We start from the raw sequence: 21,652 nt of genomic DNA, 5'->3' as shown, positions 1-21,652 counted from the left end.
GGCGCTGCCCGGCCAGCTCGCCCAGACGCTGCCGAGGCCGCGGGACTTCATGGACGCGATGTCGCTGGTGCCGCCCGAGAAAGGTCGCCGAGTCGATCATCTGCGGAGCCGGCTCCGAGCGCCACCTCACCCGGGTCCGGCAGTACCTCGACGCCGGTGTCGACGAGGTCTACGTCCAGCAGGTGGGCCCCGACCACGACGGCTTCTTCACGACCTGGTCGAACGAGATCCTGCCGAAGGTGCGCTGACCAGCGCAACGGTTATGAGGAACACCGTGAGCGCCGCTCGCGTTGCACCCCTCGACGACCCGTGATCAGCCCATGGGATACTGGTGAACCGGCTGGCCGCGCAGGCTGGCTACGAGCCCCATCGGTCCACGTATTTCCTGCCGCAGGGCCCGCGGGCTTTCATGAGTTTCCGGAGTGCGCCGTTCATCGACGAGACGGCCACCCCCCCTGCGACCGAGGACATGTGTGAGCACACTGCTGGACCTGCCCGAGACCGACGAGTTCGACCTCAACGACCTCGACCTGAACGACGATGAGCTGACCGACGCCGACACCGACACCGAGACCACTGACCGCCCCGACGGTCCCACCTTCGCCGACCTGCGGCTGGCCCCCGAGCTGCGGCGGGTGCTCGACGAGCTGGGTTACGAGCACCCGAGCCCCATCCAGGCCGAGGCGATCACCCCGCTGACCGAGGGCCGTGACCTGATCGGTCAGGCCGCGACCGGTACCGGCAAGACCGCGGCGTTCGCGCTGCCGATGCTGCAGCGCCTCGCCGAGGAGCGCCCCGGCGGGGGCACCGCGCCGTTCGGCCTGGTGCTGGCCCCCACCCGGGAGCTGGCCATGCAGGTCACCGAGGCGATCTCCCGCTACGGCGAGCACGTCGGCGCGCGGGTGCTCGCCGTGTACGGCGGCGCCCCGTTCGGGCCGCAGCTGGGCGCGCTGCGGCGCGGCGTCGACGTCGTCGTCGCGACCCCCGGCCGGGCGATCGACCTGCTCAACCGGGGTGCGCTGAACCTCGAGGAGCTCCGGGTCGTCGTGCTCGACGAGGCCGACGAGATGCTCGACATGGGCTTCCTCGAGGACATCGAGACGATCCTGGCGGCGATTCCGGACACCCGGCAGGGCGTGCTGTTCTCGGCCACGATGCCGCGGCGGATCGAGACGCTCGCGCGGACCTACCTGCGCGAGCCGGTGACCGTGCGCATCGAGCGCGAGGTCGTCCCCGCGGGCCAGGCGCCGCGGGTGCGGCAGACCGCCTACCTGGTCCCGCGGACCCACACCACCGCGGCGCTGGGCCGGATCCTGGAGCTCGAGCGGCCCACGGCGGCGATCGTGTTCTGCCGGACCCGCGCTGACGTCGACGCGGTCACCGAGGCGCTGACCGGGCGCGGGCTGCGGGCCGAGGCGCTGCACGGGGGCATGGACCAGGAGCACCGCTCGCGCGTGGTCGACCGGCTGCGCAACGGCCGCACCGACCTGCTCGTCGCCACCGACGTCGCGGCCCGCGGCCTCGACATCGAGCAGCTGTCCCATGTGGTCAACCACGACGTGCCGAAGTCGCCCGAGGCCTATGTGCACCGCATCGGCCGGGTCGGCAGGGCCGGACGCGAAGGCGTCGCGATCACCCTGGCTGCCCCGTCGTCGGTGCGCAGCCTGCGCAATATCGAGCGGCTGACCGGGACTCCGGTGCCGATCGCCCCGGTGCCGACGGTGGCGGACCTGCGTGCCGCCCGGCTGGAGCGGACCAGCGAGGCGCTTCGCGAGAAGCTGGTCGCGCAGCAGGACGATGCGTCGGCCGAGACCGGCGCCCTGCGCGCGGTGATCGCGTCGCTCGCGGCGGAGTTCGATCCGGTCACGGTGGCGGCGGCGGCGGTTCGGATGGCTCAGGACGTCTCCGGTGCGGCGGAGGACGAGACGGAGATCCCCGTGGTGTCGGCGCCGCGCGAGGGTCGTGGCTCGAGTCGCGGCGGGGGGCGCCGCGCGCCCGGCGACCGCGGTCAGGGCGCGCGCCCGCCCCGGGCGGGTACCACCCGGCTGTTCGTGTCGGCGGGACGCGCGGCCGGGGTCCGCCCGCAGGACATCGTGGGCGCACTGGCCAACGAGTCGCGGCTGTCCGGGCGCGACATCGGGGCCATTCAGATCCACGAACGGCACGCGCTGGTCGAGGTGCCCGAGCACGCCGCCGACGAGGTGCTGCGGTCGCTGCGCGGGGCAACCACGCTCAAGGGCAGGCGGGCGAGCGTCCGCCGCGATCGGGGGTTCGCCCCCTCGGGGCGCCCGAGCCGGTAGCCAAATCCCCAGCTCAGCACCCCCGGTGAGTGCGTAACACTGTTAGATCACTGTTACGCACTCACCGGCGGGGAGACTGTGGGACATGACTCAGGACGACCCGAAGCCCCCCGACCGCGTGTCCCCCGACCTCAAGCCGCGCAGCCGCGAGGTCACGGACGGTCTCGAACGCACCGCGGCGCGCGGCATGCTGCGGGCCGTCGGCATGCGCGACGAGGACTTCGACAAGCCGCAGATCGGGATCGCCTCCAGCTGGAACGAGATCACCCCCTGCAACCTGTCGTTGCAGCGGCTGGGGATCGCCGCCAAGGAGGGCGTGCACCGGGCCGGTGGCTACCCGATGGAGTTCGGCACGATCTCGGTGTCCGACGGCATCTCCATGGGCCACGTCGGGATGCACTACTCGCTGGTCAGCCGCGAGGTCATCGCCGACTCGGTGGAGACCGTGATGCAGGCCGAGCGGCTCGACGGCGCGGTGCTGCTGGCCGGCTGCGACAAGAGCCTGCCCGGCATGCTGATGGCCGCCGCCCGGCTCGACCTGGCCGCGGTGTTCGTCTACGCGGGCTCGATCCTGCCCGGGCACGTCGGCGACCGCGAGGTCAACATCGGCGACGCGTTCGAGGCCGTCGGGGCGTGCGTGAAGGGCCTGATCAGCCGCGCCGAGGTCGAGGAGCTCGAACGCGCGATCTGCCCCGGGGAGGGCGCGTGTGGCGGCATGTACACCGCCAACACGATGGCCAGCGCGGCGGAGGCGCTGGGGATGGCGCTACCGGGCTCGGCCAGCCCGCCCGCGGTCGACCGGCGGCGCGACGGGATCGCCCGCGCGTCCGGCGAGGCCGTGGTCGGCCTGCTGGCCAAGGGGATCACCGCGCGGCAGATCCTCACCCGGGAGGCCTTCGAGAACGCCATCGCGGTGGTGATGGCGTTCGGCGGTTCGACCAACGCGGTGCTGCACCTGCTGGCGATCGCGCACGAGGCCGGGACCGAGCTGTCGCTGGACGATTTCGACCGGATCAGCGACCGGGTGCCGCATCTGGCCGACGTCAAGCCGTTCGGCCGGTACGTGATGTCGTCGGTGGACAGGGTCGGCGGCGTGCCGATGGTGATGAAGGCGCTGCTGGACGCGGGACTGCTGCACGGGGACTGCCGCACCGTCACCGGGTCGACCGTCGCGGAGAACCTCGCCGCGATCGACCCGCCGGATCTCGACGGCGTCGTCGTGCACGCGATGTCGGACCCCCTCCATCCCACCGGCGGGCTGACCATCCTGCGCGGCTCGCTCGCCCCCGACGGAGCGGTGGTCAAGAGCGCGGGCTTCGACTCGGCCCGGTTCTCCGGCCGCGCCCGCGTGTTCGACGGGGAGCAGGGCGCGCTCGACGCCGTCGCCGACGGCACGATCATCGCCGGGGACGTCGTGGTGATCCGCTACGAGGGTCCGCGCGGGGGCCCCGGCATGCGCGAGATGCTGGCGGTCACCGGGATGATCAAGGGTGCCGGGCTGGGCAAGGACGTCCTGCTGGTCACCGACGGCCGGTTCTCCGGCGCGACGACGGGCCTGTGCGTGGGGCACCTCGCCCCGGAGGCGACCGACGGCGGCCCGATCGCGCTGGTCCGCGACGGCGACCCGATCACCCTGGACATGACCACCCGGAGGCTGGACCTGGAGGTCGACGCCGACGAGCTGGCCCGCCGCCGCGCGCAGTGGACGCCGCCGCCACCGGAGCACCGCACCGGCGTGCTGGCCAAGTACGCCAAGCTCGTCGGGTCGGCCGCCGAGGGGGCGGTCTGCGGCTGACCCGCGTGGCAGGGTGGGACCATGAGTTCCTCGACGCCAAGCGAGCAGACACCCGAGCAGACACCGGAGCAGCGCGCGGCCTCGGACGTGGTCGCCATCGTCGCCGAGCGGCTCGGTCGCGACCAGGTGTTCGGCCCACCGATCGAGAAGGACGGCACCACCGTCGTCCCGGTCGCGCGGGTGCGCGCGGGCGGCGGCATCGGCGGCCGCCGCGGCGCGAACAACCCGGCCGGCAGCAGCGGTGCGGGCGTGGTGGCCCGGCCGGTCGGGGCGTTCGCCATCGGGCCGGACGGCAAGGTGGCCTGGCATCCGGCCGTCGACGTCAACAAGATCGTGCTGGGCGGCCAGATCCTGGCCGGGGTGGTGGCCGCGGTGGCGCTGAGCCGCCGGCGCCGCCGCCGGCGCGCCGTGTTGAGCTGACCCGGTCCCGCGATGTCCCCGCAGCCGGCCCGACTACCTTGCGCTGTTCTCCGGCGACACCCACGGGGTGGACGATGACAGCTGCGTCGGCCCGATCTCCGCGCCCAACCTGGCCAGCCAGCTGGCTGCCGCGGGACACAGGTTCACCGGCTACGCCGAGGACCTGCCCGAGGTCGGCTACACCGGATGTGTGGAGGGTGACTACGCCCGCAAACACAACCCGTGGGTGAACTTCTCGAACGTCCCGGCCGAGGCCAACCGGCCGCTGTCGGACCTGCCCGACGAGTACGCCGACCTGCCCACGAGCTCGTTCCTGATCCCGAACCTGTGCCACGACATGCACGACTGCGACGTCGCGACCGGCGACGCGTGGGCCCGCGAGCACCTCGACGGATACGTGCGCTGGGCCCGCGACCACGACAGCCTGCTGATCGTCACGTTCGACGAGTCGGAGTCGACGAGCGGTGACAACCGGATCGTCACCTTCTGCGTCGGGCCGATGGTCTCCCCGGGGCAGTACTCCGAACGGGTCGACCACTACCGGCTGCTGCGCACGATCCAGGCGATGTACGGCCTGCCGCCGCTGGGGCACAGCGCCGACACCGAGCCGATCACCGACGTCTGGCGCCCGGACGCCCGGTAGCCGGGCTACGCCCGGGTCAGCCGCAGCAGCTCCCGCACGGGCGTGTCGGGGAGGTAGGCCCTGGTCAGCGCGATCCCGATGCGGGCGAGGTCACCCTCGTCGCGGTAGGTCAGGTGCAGCGGTTCGTAGCGCGGGCGGAACTTCGCCTTGAACGCGTGCAGCGAGCCGAACCCGTACAGCGGTTCGAGCGCCGTGCCCAGCCCGTCGAGGACGCGCTGCACGCCGGCGGCCTCGCCGGCGTCGCCGGAGCGGGCCAGTGGCGCCCCCGACAGGGAGACGACCGCCGCGCCGTCGGCCCGGAACGCCTGGCAGCTGCGCGCGATGAGGAATTCGACGACGGCCCGGAAGCCGTCGTGGCGCCGCAGCATCAGGTCGAGGGTCCATCCCCGGGGGTGCCCGCCGGGCCCGTAGATGGGCAGCCACGAGGTCACGCCGTGCAGCGTGCCGGCGGCGTCCTGGGCCAGCGCGACCCGCACCCGCGGGTCGAGCGCCTCGTCCACACCGCCGAGGGTGAAGCCCATCTCGGGCAGCCCCTTGTCGCCGACCCATTCCTCGGCCAGCCCCCGCACCCGCTCGACCAGCGACCACGGCTCGTCGGCGAGGGCGGCGAGCCGGAACTCGACGCCCTCCTTGGCCGCCCGGTTGAGCGCCGAGCGCACGTTCTGCCATGGTTTGCCGACGAACTCCAGGTCGGGCAGGTCGATCAGGGTGTCCTCGGCGACCTGGACGTGCTGCCAGCCGAGCCCGGACGCGGCGGTCGCCACGGGGGTCGTCACCGAGAACAGGCATGGCACCAGCCCCGAGCGCTCCGTCATCCGCGCGAACTCGGCGACGGCGCCGGGTTGCGAGCCCGACGGACCGATCGGGTCGCCGAGCCCGATCGCGACGCCGGCGTGTGCCTGGTAGGCCACGATGCTGTCCCCGTCGGCGGTGCGGAACCAGGCGTTGTCCGGCCAGGTCGCCATCCAGGACAGGGTGCCGCCGCCGTGCTCGATCAGCAGCGCCGTCGCGGTGTCCCGATCGGTCGCGCCCGGGACGCCGCGGCGCCGCCGTCTCCTCCCCGGGGTCTGGAACGCGTGCCGGCCCGCCACCAGCACGACCAGCAACGCCGCCCAGAACAGCCGATCCACCACGAACAGCGCGGCACCCTCGATCTGGTAGGGCAGGTCGAGGGCGACGGCGACCGCGGCCAGCACGCCGACAGCGACCCCGAGCAACACGTTGAGCCCGGCGATCACGACCCCCCACCACCACGCCGCGCGTCGCCCCCGGCGCAGCCCGTTGACCAGCAGGGCGGCCAGGATGAGCGTGATCAGCACGTCGAGCAACGACCCGTCGGCGCCCGCGGTGGCCCCGAGCGGCCCCTCGCTCGGCACCAGCCACACGACCACGGTGCCCACGGCGATGACGGCAACGCCGGCGACGGCGAGCAGCCGCCACTCCCGGCGGCTGGCGCGCCCGCCCGGCGGCGGCCCCAGGTTGCGGGTCAGCGTCCCGCCCGCGAGCAGCCCCGCGACCCCGGCGATCAGGTGCTCGAGATCGGCCAGTGAGCCGACGTAGAGGATCGAGACCAGCAGGTAGATGCCCAGCGCCAGGCGTAGCCGCAGCCGCCACGGCGATCGCAGCACGGCGGAGGTGGCGGCCACCGCGGCCAGCGCGCCGGCGGAGAACCCGACGTCGAGCTGCCCGGCGAGCAGGACCGCCCACGCCCAGCCGGTGCCCCGGAGGGCCAGCAACAGCAGGGTGGCCCCGACGAGCCCGACGAGCTGGCCGCCGATCGTCACCAGCGCGGCGCGCCGGGTGCCCAGCCGGCACTCGGCGAACCCGACGAGCACCGCGAAACCGCCGGCCATCGGCAGGTAGTACAGGGGGGTCAGGGCGAAGAACGCCGCGGTGACGGGGGTCCAGAGATACCCGTCGGCCAGTGCCGGGATTCCGTATCCGGCCAGCGGGTACCAGGGCCGGTCGGTCACCGGATGCCAGAGCGAGCCGGTGCCGATCCCGGCGGCGAGCATCAGCGCGACCACGACCGTGGTGAACGGGAGGCGGCGCAGCAGGACGGCGAGCCGCTCCCGCCCGGCGCGGGCCGGGCCCGCCGACCGTGTGGTCGTCGGAGCTCGACGCGTTTGCTCGGCCATGATGGTCTCCGCTGCGGCCGCGAATTCGGAACCGCATGTTGCGCGTCCTGCGGCCGTCGGCGCAAGGGGCCGCGTGCTCGGGCCGCACGCCCGCGGTGGACGGTGCGCCCGCCGCGGGACGTAGTCTCGGCGGCGTGTCCCACACGCTCCCCGGCGACTGGTCGCGTTGGCGTACCGAGGTCGACCTCGACAGTTACGACGAACGGTGGAGTCGGATGGCCGCGGCGGGGCAGAACCCGCACGGCGAGGCCGACCTCGTGGCGTCCTACGAACCCTCCGCGGTGCTCGACGGCGGCTGCGGCACGGGGCGGGTGGCGGTCGAGCTGGCGCGCCGCGGGATGGACGTCGTCGGCGTCGACCCCGATCCGGACATGATCGCCGCCGCCCGGGCGAAGGCGCCGTCGCTGCGCTGGCTCACGCTCGGGCTGGAGGATCTCGAGCTGGCGGCGCGCTTCGATGTCGTGGTGCTCGCCGGCAACGTGGTGCCGTATGTCGCGCCGACGGATCGCGCCGCCGCCGTCGCGGCCTGCGCCCGGCACCTCGGGCCGGGCGGGCGGCTCGTCGCCGGATTCTCGCTGCAGGGCGGCTGGCCCACTCTCGCCGACTACGACGGCTGGTGCGCGGCGTCGGGCCTGTCGCCCGAGGACCGATGGTCGACGTGGTCGCGCGACGCCTATACCGGCGGCTCGTACGCCGTCTCGGTTCACCGCCCCCTGTGAGTGCGTAACAGTGTTCTAACACTGTTACGCACTCACAGGGGGGGTTGAGCTGCGGTGACGGCGTCGAGGGCGGAGCGCATGGCCTCGACCGGACCCGGGTGGCCGGTCATCAGCTCGACCTGCGCGACGGCCTGGTGCAGCAGCATCGCGAGTCCGCTGACGACCGCGCAGCCCGCTTCCGCCGCCGCGGCGGCGGGCGGTGTCGGCCAGGGGGCGTAGACGACGTCGAGCACGGTTGTCGACCGCGACCACGGGGTGGCCGCGAGCGGGTCGGCCGCGCCCGCGGGCAGCGTGGAGATCACCACATCGGCGTCGGCGAGCGCGCCGGCGGCCCGCTCCGGATCGGTGAGCGCGGCCTCGACCCGGGGGGACATCCCGAGCCGTTCGGCGGCCGCGCGCAGCTCACCGGCCCGTCCGGTGTCGCGGACGAACACCAGCGGATCGACGGTTCCCAGTTCGCGGAGGGCGGCGAGCGCGGCCTGCGCCGTCCCGCCCGCACCGAGGACGACGGCCCGCCCGGCCTGCCGCACCCCGCTCTCGCGCAGCGCGGCGACGATCCCGGCGACGTCCGTGTTCTCCGCGAAACGCCCGTCGGGGCCGAGGACCAGGGTGTTGGCCGCGCCCGTCGCCGTCGCCAGCGGGGAGACCCGATCGGCCACGGCGAGCGCGACCCGTTTGAGCGGCATCGTGAGCGACAGCCCGACCCACTCCGGACCCAGTCCGTCGACAAAGCGGGGCAGACCGGCCTCATCGCATTCGTGGGCGTCGTAACGCCAGCCGTCGAGGCCGAGGGCGGCATAGGCCGCCCGGTGCAGGACCGGGGACAGCGAGTGCGTGATGGGGGAGCCGAGCACTGCGGCCCGCCGTGGCGGGGTGGTCATCGCGCCAGTATGCCCAGGGGCGAGACTCGCAGAATGGGCGAGACGGTGCTGGTGTTGGGTGGGCGCAGCGAGATCGGGGTCGCGGTCGCGGAGCGGCTGGCGGGGTCCGGGGCACGGACCGTGGTGCTCGCCGCGCGGCGCAGCGGCGATCTCGACCACGAGGAGCGACGGGTTCGCGCCGCCGGGGCGAGCGCGGTCGAGCGGGTCGAGTTCGACGCCGACGACCTCGCGTCGCATCGCCCGCTGCTCGACGCGCTGTGGGCCCGGCACGGCACGATCGACACCGTCGTCGTCGCGTTCGGGATCCTCGGCGAGCAGGCCCGAGCCGAGGCCGACGCCCGGCATGCGGTGCAGATCGTGCACACCGACTACGTCGCCCACGTGCACGCGCTCACCGATCTCGCCCAGCTGCTGCGGGCACAGGGCAGCGGCACGCTGGTCGTGTACTCCTCGGTGGCCGGGGTCCGGGTGCGCCGGGCGAACTACGTCTACGGGTCGGCCAAGGCGGGGCTGGACGGCTTCGCGAGCGGGCTGGCCGATGCTCTGCACGGCAGCGGGGTGCGGCTGCTGCTGGTCCGGCCCGGGTTCGTGATCGGCCGGATGACCTCCGGGATGGCGCCCGCCCCGTTCCCCAGCACCCCGCAGCAGGTCGCGGACGCCACGGTTGCGGCTCTGCACGGCGGTCGCGACGAGGTCTGGGTGCCCGCGCTGTTGCGGCCGGTGTTCTGGGGGATGCGGGTGCTGCCACGGGCGATCTGGCGGCGGCTACCGCGCTGAGCAACCTATGAGCGGGTGGGTGTGGTCGCGGGGATAGCGCGACTCGGTCGCGAAAACACCGCGACTCGCGGGGTAGGCGGAGGCTTCCCTTTGTGTGATACCGGTCATATCGTCGTGCGTGCATACCCCATCGCACAACGTTGTCGTTCGGGAGGTGCTCGATGCAGACCCGTGGAGCGGTGATCCGGCAGGCGCCCGGCAAGTTCGAGGTCGTCGACCTGGAACTCGACGACCCGGGGCCCGGCGAGATCCAGGTCAAGATGGCGGCCTCCGGCCTCTGCCATTCCGACGACCACATCGCCACCGGCGACATTCCGGTCGGGATCTACCCGTTCGCGGGAGGTCACGAGGGAGCCGGCGTGGTGACGGCGATCGGAACGGGGGTGCGGGGCTTCGCCGAGGGCGATCACGTCGTCTTCTCGTTCCTGCCCGGCTGTGGGCGCTGCCGCTGGTGCGCGACGGGTCAGCAGAACCTGTGCGACCTCGGCGCGACGCTGCTCATCGGCTCGCGGTGGGACAACCCGGAGGACTTCCGGCTCAGTCTCGACGGCAGGCCGGTCGGGCAGATGTGCGGGATCTCGACGTTCTGCGAGACCACGACCGTGGCCGTGGAGTCGGCGGTGAAGATCCCCGACGACATCCCGCTGGACAAGGCGTGCCTGCTCGGCTGCGGGGTCGGGACCGGCTGGGGTTCGGCGGTGAACTCCGCGGAGGTGCGGCCCGGCGACACGGTGATCGTGATGGGCATCGGCGGCATCGGGATCAACTCCGTACAGGGCGCGCGGCACGCCGGCGCGACCAACATCATCGCCGTCGACCCGGTGGCGTTCAAGCGGGAGAAGGCCCAGGAGTTGGGTGCCACGCACAGCGCGGAGACCATCGAGGAGGCCACCGAGCTCGCCAAGGAGATGACCAACGGGCAGGGGGCCGACTCCGCGATCGTCACGGTCGGCGTCACGAAGCCCGAGCACGTCGCGCAGGCGTTCACGGCGATCCGCAAGGCAGGCACCGTGGTCGTCACCGGCCTCGGCGATATCACCGAGGTGGGGCTGCCGATCGCGATCTCGGAGCTGACCCTGTTCCAGAAGCGGCTGCAGGGGGCACTGTTCGGCGCGTCGGCGCCCAGCTTCGACATCCTCCGGCAGGTGCAGCTCTACCAGGACGGCGTGCTGAAGCTCGACGAGCTGATCACCAAGACCTACTCGCTCGACCAGATCCAGCAGGGCTATCAGGACATGCACGACGGCAAGAACATCCGCGGCGTGATCCGCTACGACTGATCGGCGCCTTCCCTCCCGGTGCCCGGCTCCCGTCATGATCGACGTTTGGGAGCCGGGCACCGCGATGTGCGCGGCCGCGGCCGCCGAAGCGACGATCATGGTGACGGACGTGGCGGCGCGGTTGACTCGAACCCCGGACCGGTTCAGGAGCGACGCAGCCGGGGCCGCAGGTCCGCCTCGACCACGACGTCCGCGCCGGACGTCTCGATCCGCTCCGCCAGCGCGGTGGCGTGCCGGATCAAACCGTCGAGGTCCAGCCCGGCCGGTGGGTCGCCGATCCACCGGGCCACGCCGTCCGCGCTGCGGTCCAGGAGCGCGACCGCACCGCGCGTATTGCCGCGCTGGGCGTGCGTGAGCCCGACCGCGAGCTGCGCGAGGGCCCGCCAGAGATCCCGGGTGGCCGGATCGGCGGACTTCCACGCCGCCTCCAGCACCTCGTGCGCCTGGAACGGGAGGCCCTCGTCGAGCAGCCGCTGGGCCTGGCTGACCGTCTCGTCCGGGGTCAGCACCAGGTCCTCGGGCAGCCGCGGCACACCCGGCTGGCCGTAGGGCAGCGGCCGGCCGCTGGCGTCGCGCGGGCGGGCGTTGCGGGCCCGTCCCGCGGGGTCCCGATCACGGCGACGCCGGTCTCCGCGGTGGTCGACGGACATGACCCCGACCCTACTAACGGCGCCCGCCGTTCACCGCCATCCGGATCGGGCCGTGTCGGGCCGGCGGTCCCGGACCCGCGGGTCCTGTGGCCGGGGACCGCCCCGGCGGTCCAGGGTACAGAGGAGGTGGTAACCCGGTGCCACCCGGAAGGACATCCGAGGCCAGATGTGCGAATACTGCGGCTGCCGCGCGATCACGATCATCGGGCGGTTCTCAGCGGAACACGACGAGATCGTCAACACCGCGGGCGAGCTGGCCAGGGCCGCGCAGCGCGGCGACCATGCGGCCGCCCGGGAGTGCGCGCACGACCTGGGCCACCTGCTGCATCCGCATACCGAGGGCGAGGAGCGGGGCCTGTTCGCCGAGCTGCGGCGCGATCCCATGTTCACCGAGCACATCAGCACGCTGTGCGACGAGCACGACGACCTCGACGCCCGTCTCGACCGGATCGCGAAGGGCGAGCTCTCCGGCGCCGGCGCGTTCATCGATCTGCTCCGCCGGCATATCGACCGCGAGGAGAACGGCCTCTTCCCGGCCGCCGCGGTCGCCGTCGACTGGTCCGGGTGCCAACCCCGCTGACGACCGGTGGGCACCGGCCCGGCCGCGGAGAGATATTCGACACCCGGTAGAAGGTGGTGCGGGCGCGTGCGGCACAGTGGAGGGGACGAACCGCCCGAGACCCCAGGAGTTGCCGCCGATGGCCGAGCAGTCCGCCGACCCCTCCCGCTCCGGCGCCGCCAGGGCCTTCCGGGCGATCGCGATCGCCGAGGCCTGCTCGTGGGCCGGTCTGCTCGTCGGCATGTTCTTCAAGTACATCGCCGTCGGAAGCGACATCGGGGTGAAGATCTTCGGGCCGATCCACGGAGCGTTGTTCGTGGCCTACCTGGTGATCGCCGTCGTCGCCGCCCGGCGACTGAGCTGGGAGCCGCGCACCCTCCTGCTCGCGCTGGTCGCCAGCATCCCACCGCTGTTCACACTGTGGTTCGAGCGCTGGGCCCTGCGCACCGGCCGGCTCCGGGCGCCCGCCGTGGCGTTCTGACCTCACCGGCCCCGGGCGTGTCCGACTGACCGATGCGCCTCGCCCCTCCTAGTCTGCAGGCCAGGCGCGGGCTGGTCGGGGGGCTGAAATGGGACGAATCGGCGGTAGACGTGTGGCGCTGCTCGTCCCGTTGATCCTCGTGTTGCTCGCCGCCGGATGCTCCCGGCAACCGTCCACCCCACAGGCTCCCCAGCTGCGCGACCTCGGGGAGCGGCCGGTCGTCGTCTCCGGCGCGGACGCGGCGGCGCTGGCGGTGGCGACGAGCGCGGCGCTCTACCGCTCGGCGCCGGTCGTGGTGCTGGCCGCTGACGACGACCTCGCCGGCCAGGCCCGGTCGGCCTCGCTCGCGGTGGCGCTAGGGGTGCCTGCGCTGGTTGCTCCGGCCGCCGGCCAGGACGGGCCGGTCCGCGACGAGCTGGGCAGGCTGGGGGCAGCCGTCGTGCTCGCCGTCGGGACGGCCGCGGCGTGGGCCAGGGCGCAGGACGGCGGACCCGCCGTCGTCGAGGCCCCGGCGGATCCGGCGGCGCTCGAACGGCTCACCGGACGGCGGTTCGGCGCGCCGGAGCCGATCGACTCCGCCCGGCTCGTCGCCGACGTCGCCGCCCTCGGGCGGAACCCGACCGCGCTGCTCGCCGCTGACCCGCCCGTACCCGACCGGACCGACCGGGGGTCCGACCAGGTGCTGCCGACCGTGACCCCGGCCGTGCGTGAGGCGTCGGTGCTGGTGCTCGCCCAGGCCACCCCCGACCAGGCCCTGGCGGTCGCGACCGCCAGGGCCTCCGGCGCGCAGGTGCGGGTACTGGCCGTGCCCGATCCGCGGGCCGCTGCGGGTCTGGCCACCGTTCTGAACGAGCACCCGGCAGGCCGCGTCGTCGCACTGGGCGCAGCCTTCGGGACGCCCGAGGTGCTGCGCGGCAGGCTCGAGGCCGCGGCCACCGGCGCGGAGCTTCCCGGCGGGGGGCAGGTGCTCTTCCCCGGGCGACACATGGTCGCCCTCTACGGGCACCCCGGAGCCCCGGCCCTCGGCGTGCTCGGCGAGCAGCCCGTCGACGCGGCGGTCCGGCGCGCGCAACGACTGGCCCGGTCCTACCAATCGCTGGTGGCGGATCCGGTCGTGCCCGCCTTCGAGATCATCGCCACGGTCGCGGACTCGGCTCCGGGCCCCGACGGGGACTACTCCGCCGAGTCCTCGGTGACCGACCTGCGTCCCTGGGTGGACGCCGCCCGCGCCGCCGGCATGTACGTCGTGCTCGATCTGCAACCCGGCCGGGCCGACTTCCTCAGCCAGGCCCGCCGCTACACCGAGCTGCTCACCGAACCCCACGTGGGGCTCGCGCTCGATCCCGAGTGGCGGCTGGGTCCCGGTCAGCTCCACCGGGTGCAGATCGGCTCGGTGACCGCGGCGGAGATCAACACCGTCGTCGAGTGGCTCGCCGACCTCACCCGGGACCACCACCTGCCGCAGAAGCTGCTCATGCTGCACCAGTTCCAGCTCGGCATGATCAGCGACCGCGGCCAGGTCGACACCGGTCGCGACGAGCTGGCCGTACTGATCCACGCGGACGGCTTCGGGACACCCGAGCTGAAGTTCGGAACCTGGAACGCCCTGCACGCGGACCCACCGCCGAACCTCTGGTGGGGCTGGAAGAACTTCTACGACGAGGACACGCCCACCTTCACCCCCGCCCAGACGGTCGCGGTCGGGCCCATCTCGCCGGTGTTCATCTCCTACCAGTGACCGGTCCTCAGCCGTCGCCGAGCGCCCGGTAAGCGGGTCTCAACAGGTCGACGACGCGGTGCCCGCGGACCTCGATCGGAAACGCCGGGACCTGGTCGAGCAGGGCGTCGGGTGGGGTGGGGGCGGGCGGGAGCTGCGAGGCCTCGGACGGACCCGCGACGAAGAACGTGTCGAGCAGGTCGGCCAGCGGGGTGGCCTGCGGTGCGTCCGGTGCCTGGGCGGTGCCGCCGCGGCGGGCCCGCAGATTCGCCAGCAGGGTCTCCCGGTCGCGTCCGCGCAGCGCGAGGATCTCGAACGGGTCGGCGTCGAAGCGCTCGGCGAGGACATAGAACACCGCGGCCAGATGCTTGCACGGCACGGCGTAGTCCGGGCACGAGCAGTCCATGCTCAGGTCGTGGCCGCTCGCCGGGAACAGCGCCAGGCCCAGCGAGGCGAACAGCTGCTCGATCTCCGGCGGCATCCGCCCGGCCAGCAGGGCGGCGGCATACCAGGCGTCGTCGGCGAGCGCCTGCTCCACCGCGGTCCACTCGGCCTTGCCGTAGGTGCGCAGCCCGATCCGGACCCGGTAGGGCTGCGGGCGGGTCCCCTGCACCCGGGCGACGACCGCGCCCGGCTCGACCCGCAGATCCAGGGTCTGTCCGGCACGGGCGTAGGTGCGGCCCCGGGCCAGCCTGCCCCCGACCCCGAGGGACTCCAGGACCTCGATGAACCGGGCCGACCACCACGTCTGGGCGACCGATCCGCGGGCGGTGTGGATCTGGATGCCACCGCTGACCCGCCGCGGCCGGCTCGGCGGGGCGTCGCGCCACCACGGCGTGCGCTCACTCATCCGTGCCATCCACGGCCTCCGCCCCCAGCGTCAGCACCTCGCGCAGCTCGACGGTGGACAGCTCGGTCAGCCAGCGTTCCCCGTCGCTGATCACCATGCCCGACAACGTCTTCTTGGAGGTGATCATCTCGTCGATCCGTTCCTCGACGGTGCCGGGACAGACGAACTTGCGCACCTGCACGGTGCGGCGCTGGCCGATCCGGAACGCCCGGTCGGTCGCCTGGTCCTCGACGGCCGGGTTCCACCACCGGTCGAGATGCACAACGTGGTTGGCGGCGGTGAGGGTGAGCCCGGTGCCGCCCGCCTTGAGCGACAGCAGGAAGATCGACGGCCCGCCGGGTGACCGGAACCGCTCGATCATCTCGTCGCGCTGTCTCTTGTTCGTGCCGCCGTGCAGGTAGAGCACCTCCTGGTCGAACCGGGCGCACAGATGCGGCACCAGCATCTGTGCGAACTCGGTGAACTGGGTGAAGCACAGCACCTTGTCGCCCTCGGCGAGGATCTCGGTGAGGATCTCCTCCAGCCGCGCGACCTTCCCCGACCGCCGCCCGATCTCCGAGCCGTCGTGCAGCAGCTGGGCCGGGTGGTTGCAGACCTGTTTGAGCTTGGCCATCGCCGCGAGAACGTTGCCGCGCCGCGCGATCCCGTCCGAGCCCTCGATCTTCTCCATCATGTCGTCGACGACCGTCTGGTACAGCGACGCCTGTTCGCGGGTGAGCCGGTAGTGCTGGGTGATCTCGATCTTCTCCGGCAGGTCGTCGATCACGTTCGGATCGGTCTTCATCCGGCGCAGCAGATAGGGCCGGGTGATGCGGCGCAGCAACCCGGCCGCCTCGGTGTCGCCGTAGCGCTCGACCGGGACCGCGAACCGCTGCCGGAACCGCTCGGTGCTGCCGAGCACCCCGGGGTTGAGGAAGTCCATCACCGACCACAGCTCGGCCAGCCGGTTCTCCATCGGGGTGCCGGTGAGCGCGATCCGGTGCTCGGCCCGGAGCCTGCGCACGGCTTTGGACGTAGCGGCGAGGCTGTTCTTGATGGCCTGGGCCTCGTCGAGCACGATGCGGCGCCACGCGACCGCGGCGAGCATGTCGATATCGCGGGTGGCGGTGCCATAGGTGGTGACGACGAGGTCGGCGGCGGCCACCGCGTCGGCGAACCCGTCCCCGCGGATCCGGTCGCCACCGTGGTGGACCAACACCCGCAGCCCGGGCACGAACCGGGCGGCCTCCCGCTGCCACGTCCCGACCAGCGACATCGGGCACAGCAGCAGGGTCGCACCGCGGGACGCGGGGAGCCCGGCCCGTTCGTGTGCCTCCAGGGCCAGCAGCTGCACGGTCTTGCCCAGCCCCATGTCGTCGGCCAGGCAGGCGCCCAGCCCCAGCGAGGACAGGAATGCCAGCCAGGACAGCCCGCGCCGCTGGTAAGGCCGCAGCCACGCGGTGAAACCCGGCGGCGGCTCCAGCGGCTCCAGGCTGCGTTCGGCGGTCCCGTCGAGCAGATCGCCGAGCCAACCCTGCGCGTCGACCCCGGTGACCGGCAGCGGCAGCTCGTCGGCGAGCTCGGCGGGGTGTCGCTGGGCGAGCGCGAGCACGTCGGCGGCCGAGGGTGGGTGCCGGCCGGCGCGGCTGCGCTCGGCCCGGCGCAGGAACTCCAGGCCGGCACGCAGCTGCTCGGGGTCGATCGTGACCCAGTTGCCGCGCAGCCGCACCAGCGGTGCCTTGGCCGCGACCAGCGCGTCGAGCTCGGCCGCGTCGAGCACGTCGTCGCCGACCGCGAGGCCCCAGCGGAAATCGGCGACCTGCTCGCGGCCGAGGCCGCTGCGGGTGACGACACCCGCGGTCGGGGTGGAGCGCACCGACAGCCGCAGACCCAGCCGCCGCCCGCCGTCCCAGCCCGCCGGAAGTTGCACCCCGAACCCGGCGCCGAGCAGCAACGCGGCGTCCTCGGTGAGGAACCGCGCGGCGCCCTCGAGGTCGAGGTCGAGCGACTCGGGCCGGGCCTGGCGCAGCGAGGGCGTGAGCGCCGGGTAGACCAGCGAGGCCCGGCCGAGCTCGGCCAGCAGCAGTTCCTGCGGCTCGCCGATCAGCCTGGCCAGCTTGCCGGCGCCGCCGCCCCAGATCCGGTCCGCGGGCACCAGCAGGCTCGGGTCCGCGGCGGACTGGAGGTGGAACTGCAGCTGCCAGCGGGTGCCGTCGCCGGTCTGGTCGGTGCTCGGCCCGTCGGGGGCAGCCGGGTCGTCGAGGACGCCAACCTCGGTGAGCCGGAACGACGCCCGCGCCGGCCCGGCGGATTCGGTGCCGACACCGTCCCACGGCTCCAACGCGCGGGCGAGCTCGTCCAGCTCGCGCTCATCGGCCTCGACCCGTCCGTCGGAGGTGAGCAGGGCGGCGAGCCATCCCTCGGTGACCGGGATGCGGCGCGGGACGCGACCGCGCCGCGGCGGTACGAGCGGGACGAGGGCGTCGGCGCGAGCCAGCCGGTCGCGGACCGCGGTGTCGGTGAGCACCGCGACCGCGTCGCCGACCAGCTCCCCCGGGTCCGGCCCGGTGGTCGCGCCCGGCGCCTGCCGTTCGGCCCGGCCGACCGGGGGGAGCGCCGACACCAGCGCATCGAACACGACCGCATCGCGGCCCTGGACGATCAGACGCCAGCGGGCCTCCGGGCCCGGCTCGCGGACCAGCGTCGGCAGCACCCGGCCGCGCGCGGCGAGCCCGTCGGCGAACCGCAGCATCTCACGCAGATGCGCGACGGAGGCGCCATAGCGCACCTGTTCGGCCGGGTCGTCGAGCTCGGTAGGGTCGACGATCACGGCCGGCACCGACCATGGCAGCAGGCTCGGTGATGACCGGCCGGCGCGGATCGGCGCGGAACGGACCAGTTCGGGGGAGGCCACCGGGCCCGATCGGCGCGAGGGCAGCAGCAGCGTCACGATGACCGGCTTCCCCGGATGCAGCTCGGCCAGTTCGGCCGACGGCACCGCGAACGGGTGCGGCCGGGCCGAGCGCAGCGAGCGGCTGCTCGTCGTCGCGGGACGCTCGCCGTCCTCGGCCCACAACAGCAGCCCGCGGCCGGGAGACCACAACCCGTGGACGGCGAACACGGACGCAGACTACCCAGCGTCGGCGGGCCGCCACGGAATGACCCACGGCGTCTCCGGCCAACCCTCCACCGCGGCCATCAGCGGGAATGCGGCGGCACCGTCGACGGACTCGCGGGACGATGCCGGCACCGACAGCCCGGGAGCTATTCCGGGGTCCGGGCGGTGACCGTTCTGGCGAGGAACGCCCGCAGCACCTCGCGTCCGCCCTCGGTGATCTCCGGGCCGTGCGTGAACGCCACGGCGTCGTAGTCGAGCTCACCGAGCCGGTGCGCCGTGCGCCGGGTCATCCGGAAGTCCGAGCACAGCGGCCGCGGCGAGATGGCCAGCCGCAGCACGTTGAAGATGGCATCGCCGGTGACGAGCAGCCGGGTCGGCTCGTGCAGCAGCGAAACGTGTCCGGGGGAATGCCCCGGCGTGGCGACGACCCGCAGCCCACCGCCGACGTCGAGGACTTGCTCGTCGGTCAGGTCCTCACCCACCGGGACCGGCGGGAAGCCGCCGCCGGGCAGGCGCGCGAGGAACCGCCCGGCCCGCAGGGACTGGTCCGGGCGCGGGGCGCGGCCCTGCACCGCGTAGGGCACGTCGTCGACGTGGACGGCCACCGGCGCGCCGGACTGCCGGGCCAGCTCCGCGGCGCCGCCGGCGTGATCGGGATGGGCGTGGGTGAGCACGATCCGGGCGACGTCCGATGGGTGTTTTCCCATCGCCGCCAGGCCGGCGACGATCCGCGGCGGCGCTGATCTCAGCCCGCAGTCGACCAGCGTGACCGACCCGTCGCCGTCGACGAAGGCGTAGGAGTTCACCTGGGCGCGGCCGACCGTCGGGATCCGCCAGATCCCGGGAACCAGCTCGGTCGCGGGTGGATGCGCCATAGCGGCCGAGCGTAGGCGAGACGGCGCTCGTGCGGGACCGACATCCGGGCCAGACTGGGCCCGAACCGGCTGCTCGAGGAGGCGTCATTGCCCGCGCTGGGGGAGGCCGAACAGCGCCGCCGGGTCGCCGCGGCGCGCGTGGGCAGGCTCGCGACGCTGCGCCCCGACGGCACCCCGCGGCTGGTGCCGATCACGTTCGTGCTAGTGGAGGGGCTGCTCTTCTCGGCGGTCGACGAGGTGAAACCCAAGCGCCACGGCCGGTTGGCCCGGCTGGCCGATATCGAACGCGACCCGCGGGCGGTGCTGCTCGTCGACCACTACGCCGAGGACTGGACCCGGTTGTGGTGGGTTCGCATCGACGGGCTGGCCGTCGTGCACACGGGCGGCGCGCTGCGGACGCGGGCACTCGACGCGCTGGTGGCGAAGTATCCGCCCTACCGCGACGCGCGGCCGGCCGGGCCGGTACTGGCGCTGACCCCGACCGTCTGGGTGGGGTGGTCGGCGAGCTGAGCAGAATGTCATGCTGAGCAAGGTCAGCCAGCCGGATCGCGCAGAAGGTGACGGTGTCGATGAGCCCGCCGATCAGCAAGATCGACGCCCTGGACGTCGAGCTGATCGCTCTGGCGCGCGCGCACCCCCGTGCCGGCGCGCTGGAGCTGTCGCGGCTGGCGCGGGTCGCGCGCGCCACCGTCACCGCCCGGCTCGAGCGGCTGGAGCAGGCCGGGGTGATCACCGGGTACGGCCCCGAGATCGACCTGGGCGCCGCCGGTTTCCCGGTGCAGGCCTTCGTGTCCCTGGAGATCGCCCAGGGCGCGATCGATGCGGTGCGCGCCGAGCTCGACGCCATTCCCGGCGTGCTGGAGGCGCATGCGACGACCGGAACCGCCGACGTGTTCTGCCGGGTCGCCGCCGCCTCGCACGAGGACCTGCACGCGACCCTGCTGCGCATCGGTCGGTCCGGCTCGGTCATCCGCTCGACCAGCGTGGTGGTGCTCTCCGAGGTCGTCGCGCCGCGGGTGCTGCCGCTGCTGCGGGCGCATCCGCGACCGAGCCCGAGCCGGGCGCCCGCGTTCCGGGCCGGTGCCCCGTCCACATAGGTCTCTCCGTACAGGTCCCTCAGCCCAGGGACCGGAGGAACTCGGTGACCACCTTCTCGGTGGCCTCGGGGCATTCCAGATGCGGGGAGTGCCCACACGAAAGGGCGAGCAGCTCGACGGGGCCGCCCGCGCGGTCGCGCACGGCCTCGACGTGGGCCATCGAGCCGTACCGGTCGGCGTCGCCCTGCACACCCAGAACCGGGCAGCGGATGCCGGCGAGCTCGGCGGTGATGTCCCAGTCTCGGAACCGTGGGTCGAGCCACACGTCGTTCCAGTTCCAGAACGTCACGTCGGGATCCCGGTGGTGCCGTGCCATCCGGGTCCGCAGGTCACCCTCGAGGTAGGCGGTGCGGGCGGCGACGATGCCGTCGAGGCCGTGCGACTCGACGAACACATGCGGCGCCATCACCACCAGCCCGCGGACCGGCAGCGCGGCGGCGACCAGCAGCGCGATCGAGGCGCCGTCGCTGTGCCCGACGAGCACCGGCTCGGGCAGGTCGAGCGCCGCCATGAGCGACGACACGACCTGCGCCGCCTCCTCGTGCATGAACGACGGCGTCCGCTTGCTCGGCGGCAGGTCGGAGAACCCGTGGCCGAGCCGGGAGTAGGCGACGGCGCGCCGACCCGACGCCGCGGCGATGCGCCGGTGGAAGCCGCGCCACAGCCCGACCGAGCCGAGCCCCTCGTGCAGGAAGAGCAGCGGGGCGCTCGCGAACCCGCCCCCAACGTCCTCGTACTCGTAGCGCGAACCGTTCAGCTCGATCAGCGGCAGCCGGGAATCGGACACTCGGACATGTTACGAGCATTCACGACGGCATCCGGGCGACGAGCCGCCTCGGGGCGATCTCCCGATAGGCGTCGGCGACGATCTCGGCGACCTCGTCCCAGTCCACCGGAACGTCGAGCCACACCCCCAGCCAGCCGCGACCCCCCACGTACGGCGGGCGGAAGAAACGGTCCGGATGCGCCGCCACCATGGCCTCCTGAGCCCCCGGCGGGGCGGCGCACCAGAACGCCACCCGGTCGTCGTGGTGACGGTCGGCGTAGGTCACGAACACCTTGCGCACGAACCAGGTCGGCTCGCCGTGGCTGAGCTTCTCGGTGACCTCCGGCAGCGCCAGGCACAGCGCGCGCAGCCGCGGCAGGGGGTCGGTCGTCATGCCGGCACCGCGCGCAGCACGCTGTACCCGGTCGGCGGCAGCCGCTCGGCCACGTCGAGCTGCGCGATCGCGTGGCTCACCTGGGCCGGGAAGAACCCGAACAGCAGCCCGACGACGCGCCCGCGGTCGGCCACCGGGTCCCCGGCCTTGGCCGGACCATGCTGCGGTGAGATGGGCGGTGAGGGTGGTGTCGTCACGCCACCATGCGGGCGG

Annotated in this window: 20 protein-coding genes and 1 pseudogene; 12 read left to right on the top strand and 9 right to left on the bottom strand. The window is 73.4% G+C overall.

Features of this window, described 5'->3' with window-relative positions; genetic code table 11:
• Window positions 1-473 precede the first annotated feature (473 nt).
• The 4 genes and pseudogenes from G567_RS29595 to G567_RS29590 form a co-directional block, all read left to right on the top strand.
• Window positions 474-2,300 carry a DEAD/DEAH box helicase gene (locus tag G567_RS29595; protein WP_373865890.1) on the top strand — a complete coding sequence of 609 codons (1,827 nt, stop codon included), beginning with the start codon at window positions 474-476 and terminating at the stop codon, window positions 2,298-2,300.
• An 85-nt stretch (window positions 2,301-2,385) separates the two neighbouring features.
• Complete coding sequence (ilvD, locus tag G567_RS0117640) at window positions 2,386-4,095, top strand: dihydroxy-acid dehydratase (RefSeq protein ID WP_051233237.1); 1,710 nt, start codon at window positions 2,386-2,388, stop codon at window positions 4,093-4,095.
• A 21-nt stretch (window positions 4,096-4,116) separates the two neighbouring features.
• Window positions 4,117-4,515 carry a spore germination protein GerW family protein gene (locus tag G567_RS0117635; protein ID WP_147201039.1) on the top strand — a complete coding sequence of 133 codons (399 nt, stop codon included), beginning with the start codon at window positions 4,117-4,119 and terminating at the stop codon, window positions 4,513-4,515.
• A gap of 34 nt (window positions 4,516-4,549) precedes the next feature.
• Window positions 4,550-5,158, top strand: a pseudogene (locus tag G567_RS29590) (alkaline phosphatase family protein); the annotation flags it as partial.
• 5 nt (window positions 5,159-5,163) lie between these two features.
• On the opposite strand, the gene G567_RS0117625 reads toward G567_RS29590, so the two are convergent.
• Window positions 5,164-7,296, bottom strand: a complete 2,133-nt coding sequence (locus tag G567_RS0117625) for a bifunctional lysylphosphatidylglycerol flippase/synthetase MprF (RefSeq protein WP_084796215.1) — start codon at window positions 7,294-7,296, stop codon at window positions 5,164-5,166.
• 134 nt (window positions 7,297-7,430) lie between these two features.
• Here G567_RS0117625 and G567_RS0117620 point away from each other — a divergent pair, with 134 nt between their 5' ends.
• A complete protein-coding gene (locus G567_RS0117620) occupies window positions 7,431-8,015 on the top strand; it encodes a class I SAM-dependent methyltransferase (protein WP_028931022.1) in 585 nt (194 codons plus the stop codon).
• Between the two features lie 32 nt (window positions 8,016-8,047).
• Here the strand turns inward: G567_RS0117620 and G567_RS0117615 are convergent, their stop codons facing one another.
• Window positions 8,048-8,896, bottom strand: a complete 849-nt coding sequence (locus tag G567_RS0117615) for a shikimate dehydrogenase (protein ID WP_028931021.1) — start codon at window positions 8,894-8,896, stop codon at window positions 8,048-8,050.
• A gap of 33 nt (window positions 8,897-8,929) precedes the next feature.
• Between G567_RS0117615 and dprE2 the strand changes: the two genes are divergently transcribed.
• Both dprE2 and G567_RS0117605 read left to right on the top strand, forming a co-directional pair.
• A complete protein-coding gene (gene dprE2, locus G567_RS0117610) occupies window positions 8,930-9,673 on the top strand; it encodes a decaprenylphospho-beta-D-erythro-pentofuranosid-2-ulose 2-reductase (protein WP_028931020.1) in 744 nt (247 codons plus the stop codon).
• A 161-nt stretch (window positions 9,674-9,834) separates the two neighbouring features.
• Window positions 9,835-10,953, top strand: coding sequence for an NDMA-dependent alcohol dehydrogenase (locus G567_RS0117605; protein ID WP_028931019.1), 1,119 nt, complete (start codon window positions 9,835-9,837; stop codon window positions 10,951-10,953).
• Window positions 10,954-11,096: 143 nt separating this feature from the next.
• Here G567_RS0117605 and G567_RS0117600 read toward each other — a convergent pair whose 3' ends face one another.
• Window positions 11,097-11,603, bottom strand: a complete 507-nt coding sequence (locus tag G567_RS0117600) for a DUF309 domain-containing protein (RefSeq protein WP_028931018.1) — start codon at window positions 11,601-11,603, stop codon at window positions 11,097-11,099.
• Between the two features lie 166 nt (window positions 11,604-11,769).
• Between G567_RS0117600 and G567_RS29585 the strand changes: the two genes are divergently transcribed.
• From G567_RS29585 to G567_RS0117585, 3 genes are all read left to right on the top strand, one after another.
• Entirely contained in the window at window positions 11,770-12,183 is a 414-nt protein-coding gene (locus G567_RS29585; RefSeq protein WP_037057577.1) for a hemerythrin domain-containing protein, read from the top strand.
• A 118-nt stretch (window positions 12,184-12,301) separates the two neighbouring features.
• Entirely contained in the window at window positions 12,302-12,643 is a 342-nt protein-coding gene (locus tag G567_RS0117590; RefSeq protein WP_051233233.1) for a DUF3817 domain-containing protein, read from the top strand.
• A gap of 112 nt (window positions 12,644-12,755) precedes the next feature.
• Complete coding sequence (locus G567_RS0117585) at window positions 12,756-14,381, top strand: hypothetical protein (protein WP_051233232.1); 1,626 nt, start codon at window positions 12,756-12,758, stop codon at window positions 14,379-14,381.
• A 7-nt stretch (window positions 14,382-14,388) separates the two neighbouring features.
• Here the strand turns inward: G567_RS0117585 and G567_RS0117580 are convergent, their stop codons facing one another.
• From G567_RS0117580 to G567_RS0117570, 3 genes are all read right to left on the bottom strand, one after another.
• Window positions 14,389-15,210, bottom strand: a complete 822-nt coding sequence (locus G567_RS0117580; protein WP_028931016.1) for an SWIM zinc finger family protein — start codon at window positions 15,208-15,210, stop codon at window positions 14,389-14,391.
• A complete protein-coding gene (locus tag G567_RS0117575; protein ID WP_028931015.1) occupies window positions 15,203-18,310 on the bottom strand; it encodes a DEAD/DEAH box helicase in 3,108 nt (1,035 codons plus the stop codon). The genes G567_RS0117580 and G567_RS0117575 overlap by 8 nt, the downstream gene beginning before the upstream one ends.
• 143 nt (window positions 18,311-18,453) lie before the next feature.
• A complete protein-coding gene (locus G567_RS0117570) occupies window positions 18,454-19,182 on the bottom strand; it encodes an MBL fold metallo-hydrolase (protein ID WP_028931014.1) in 729 nt (242 codons plus the stop codon).
• Window positions 19,183-19,269: 87 nt separating this feature from the next.
• Here G567_RS0117570 and G567_RS0117565 point away from each other — a divergent pair, with 87 nt between their 5' ends.
• Together G567_RS0117565 and G567_RS0117560 are read left to right on the top strand one after the other, a co-directional pair.
• On the top strand, window positions 19,270-19,692 hold the full coding sequence (locus tag G567_RS0117565) for a TIGR03668 family PPOX class F420-dependent oxidoreductase (RefSeq protein WP_051233231.1): 423 nt from the start codon (window positions 19,270-19,272) through the stop codon (window positions 19,690-19,692).
• 59 nt (window positions 19,693-19,751) lie between these two features.
• Window positions 19,752-20,279: an Lrp/AsnC family transcriptional regulator gene (locus G567_RS0117560; RefSeq protein WP_028931012.1), complete on the top strand. Its 528-nt coding sequence runs from the start codon at window positions 19,752-19,754 to the stop codon at window positions 20,277-20,279.
• Window positions 20,280-20,298: 19 nt separating this feature from the next.
• Here the strand turns inward: G567_RS0117560 and G567_RS0117555 are convergent, their stop codons facing one another.
• The 3 genes from G567_RS0117555 to G567_RS34365 are packed head-to-tail and all read right to left on the bottom strand — an operon-like array spanning window position 20,299 to window position 21,636.
• The gene (locus G567_RS0117555) at window positions 20,299-21,066 is read right to left on the bottom strand and encodes an alpha/beta fold hydrolase (protein WP_037057576.1); all 768 of its coding nucleotides are present in this window, start codon (window positions 21,064-21,066) and stop codon (window positions 20,299-20,301) included.
• A 19-nt stretch (window positions 21,067-21,085) separates the two neighbouring features.
• Window positions 21,086-21,439 carry an MmcQ/YjbR family DNA-binding protein gene (locus G567_RS0117550; protein ID WP_028931010.1) on the bottom strand — a complete coding sequence of 118 codons (354 nt, stop codon included), beginning with the start codon at window positions 21,437-21,439 and terminating at the stop codon, window positions 21,086-21,088.
• A complete protein-coding gene (locus G567_RS34365; RefSeq protein WP_147201041.1) occupies window positions 21,436-21,636 on the bottom strand; it encodes a hypothetical protein in 201 nt (66 codons plus the stop codon). The genes G567_RS0117550 and G567_RS34365 overlap by 4 nt, the downstream gene beginning before the upstream one ends.
• Window positions 21,637-21,652 lie beyond the last annotated feature (16 nt).

The organism is Pseudonocardia asaccharolytica DSM 44247 = NBRC 16224 (assembly GCF_000423625.1).
GTDB lineage: Bacteria > Actinomycetota > Actinomycetes > Mycobacteriales > Pseudonocardiaceae > Pseudonocardia > Pseudonocardia asaccharolytica.
The sequence above is the reverse complement of the archived record's forward strand: the minus strand, read 5'-3'. Positions and strand labels throughout refer to the sequence as shown.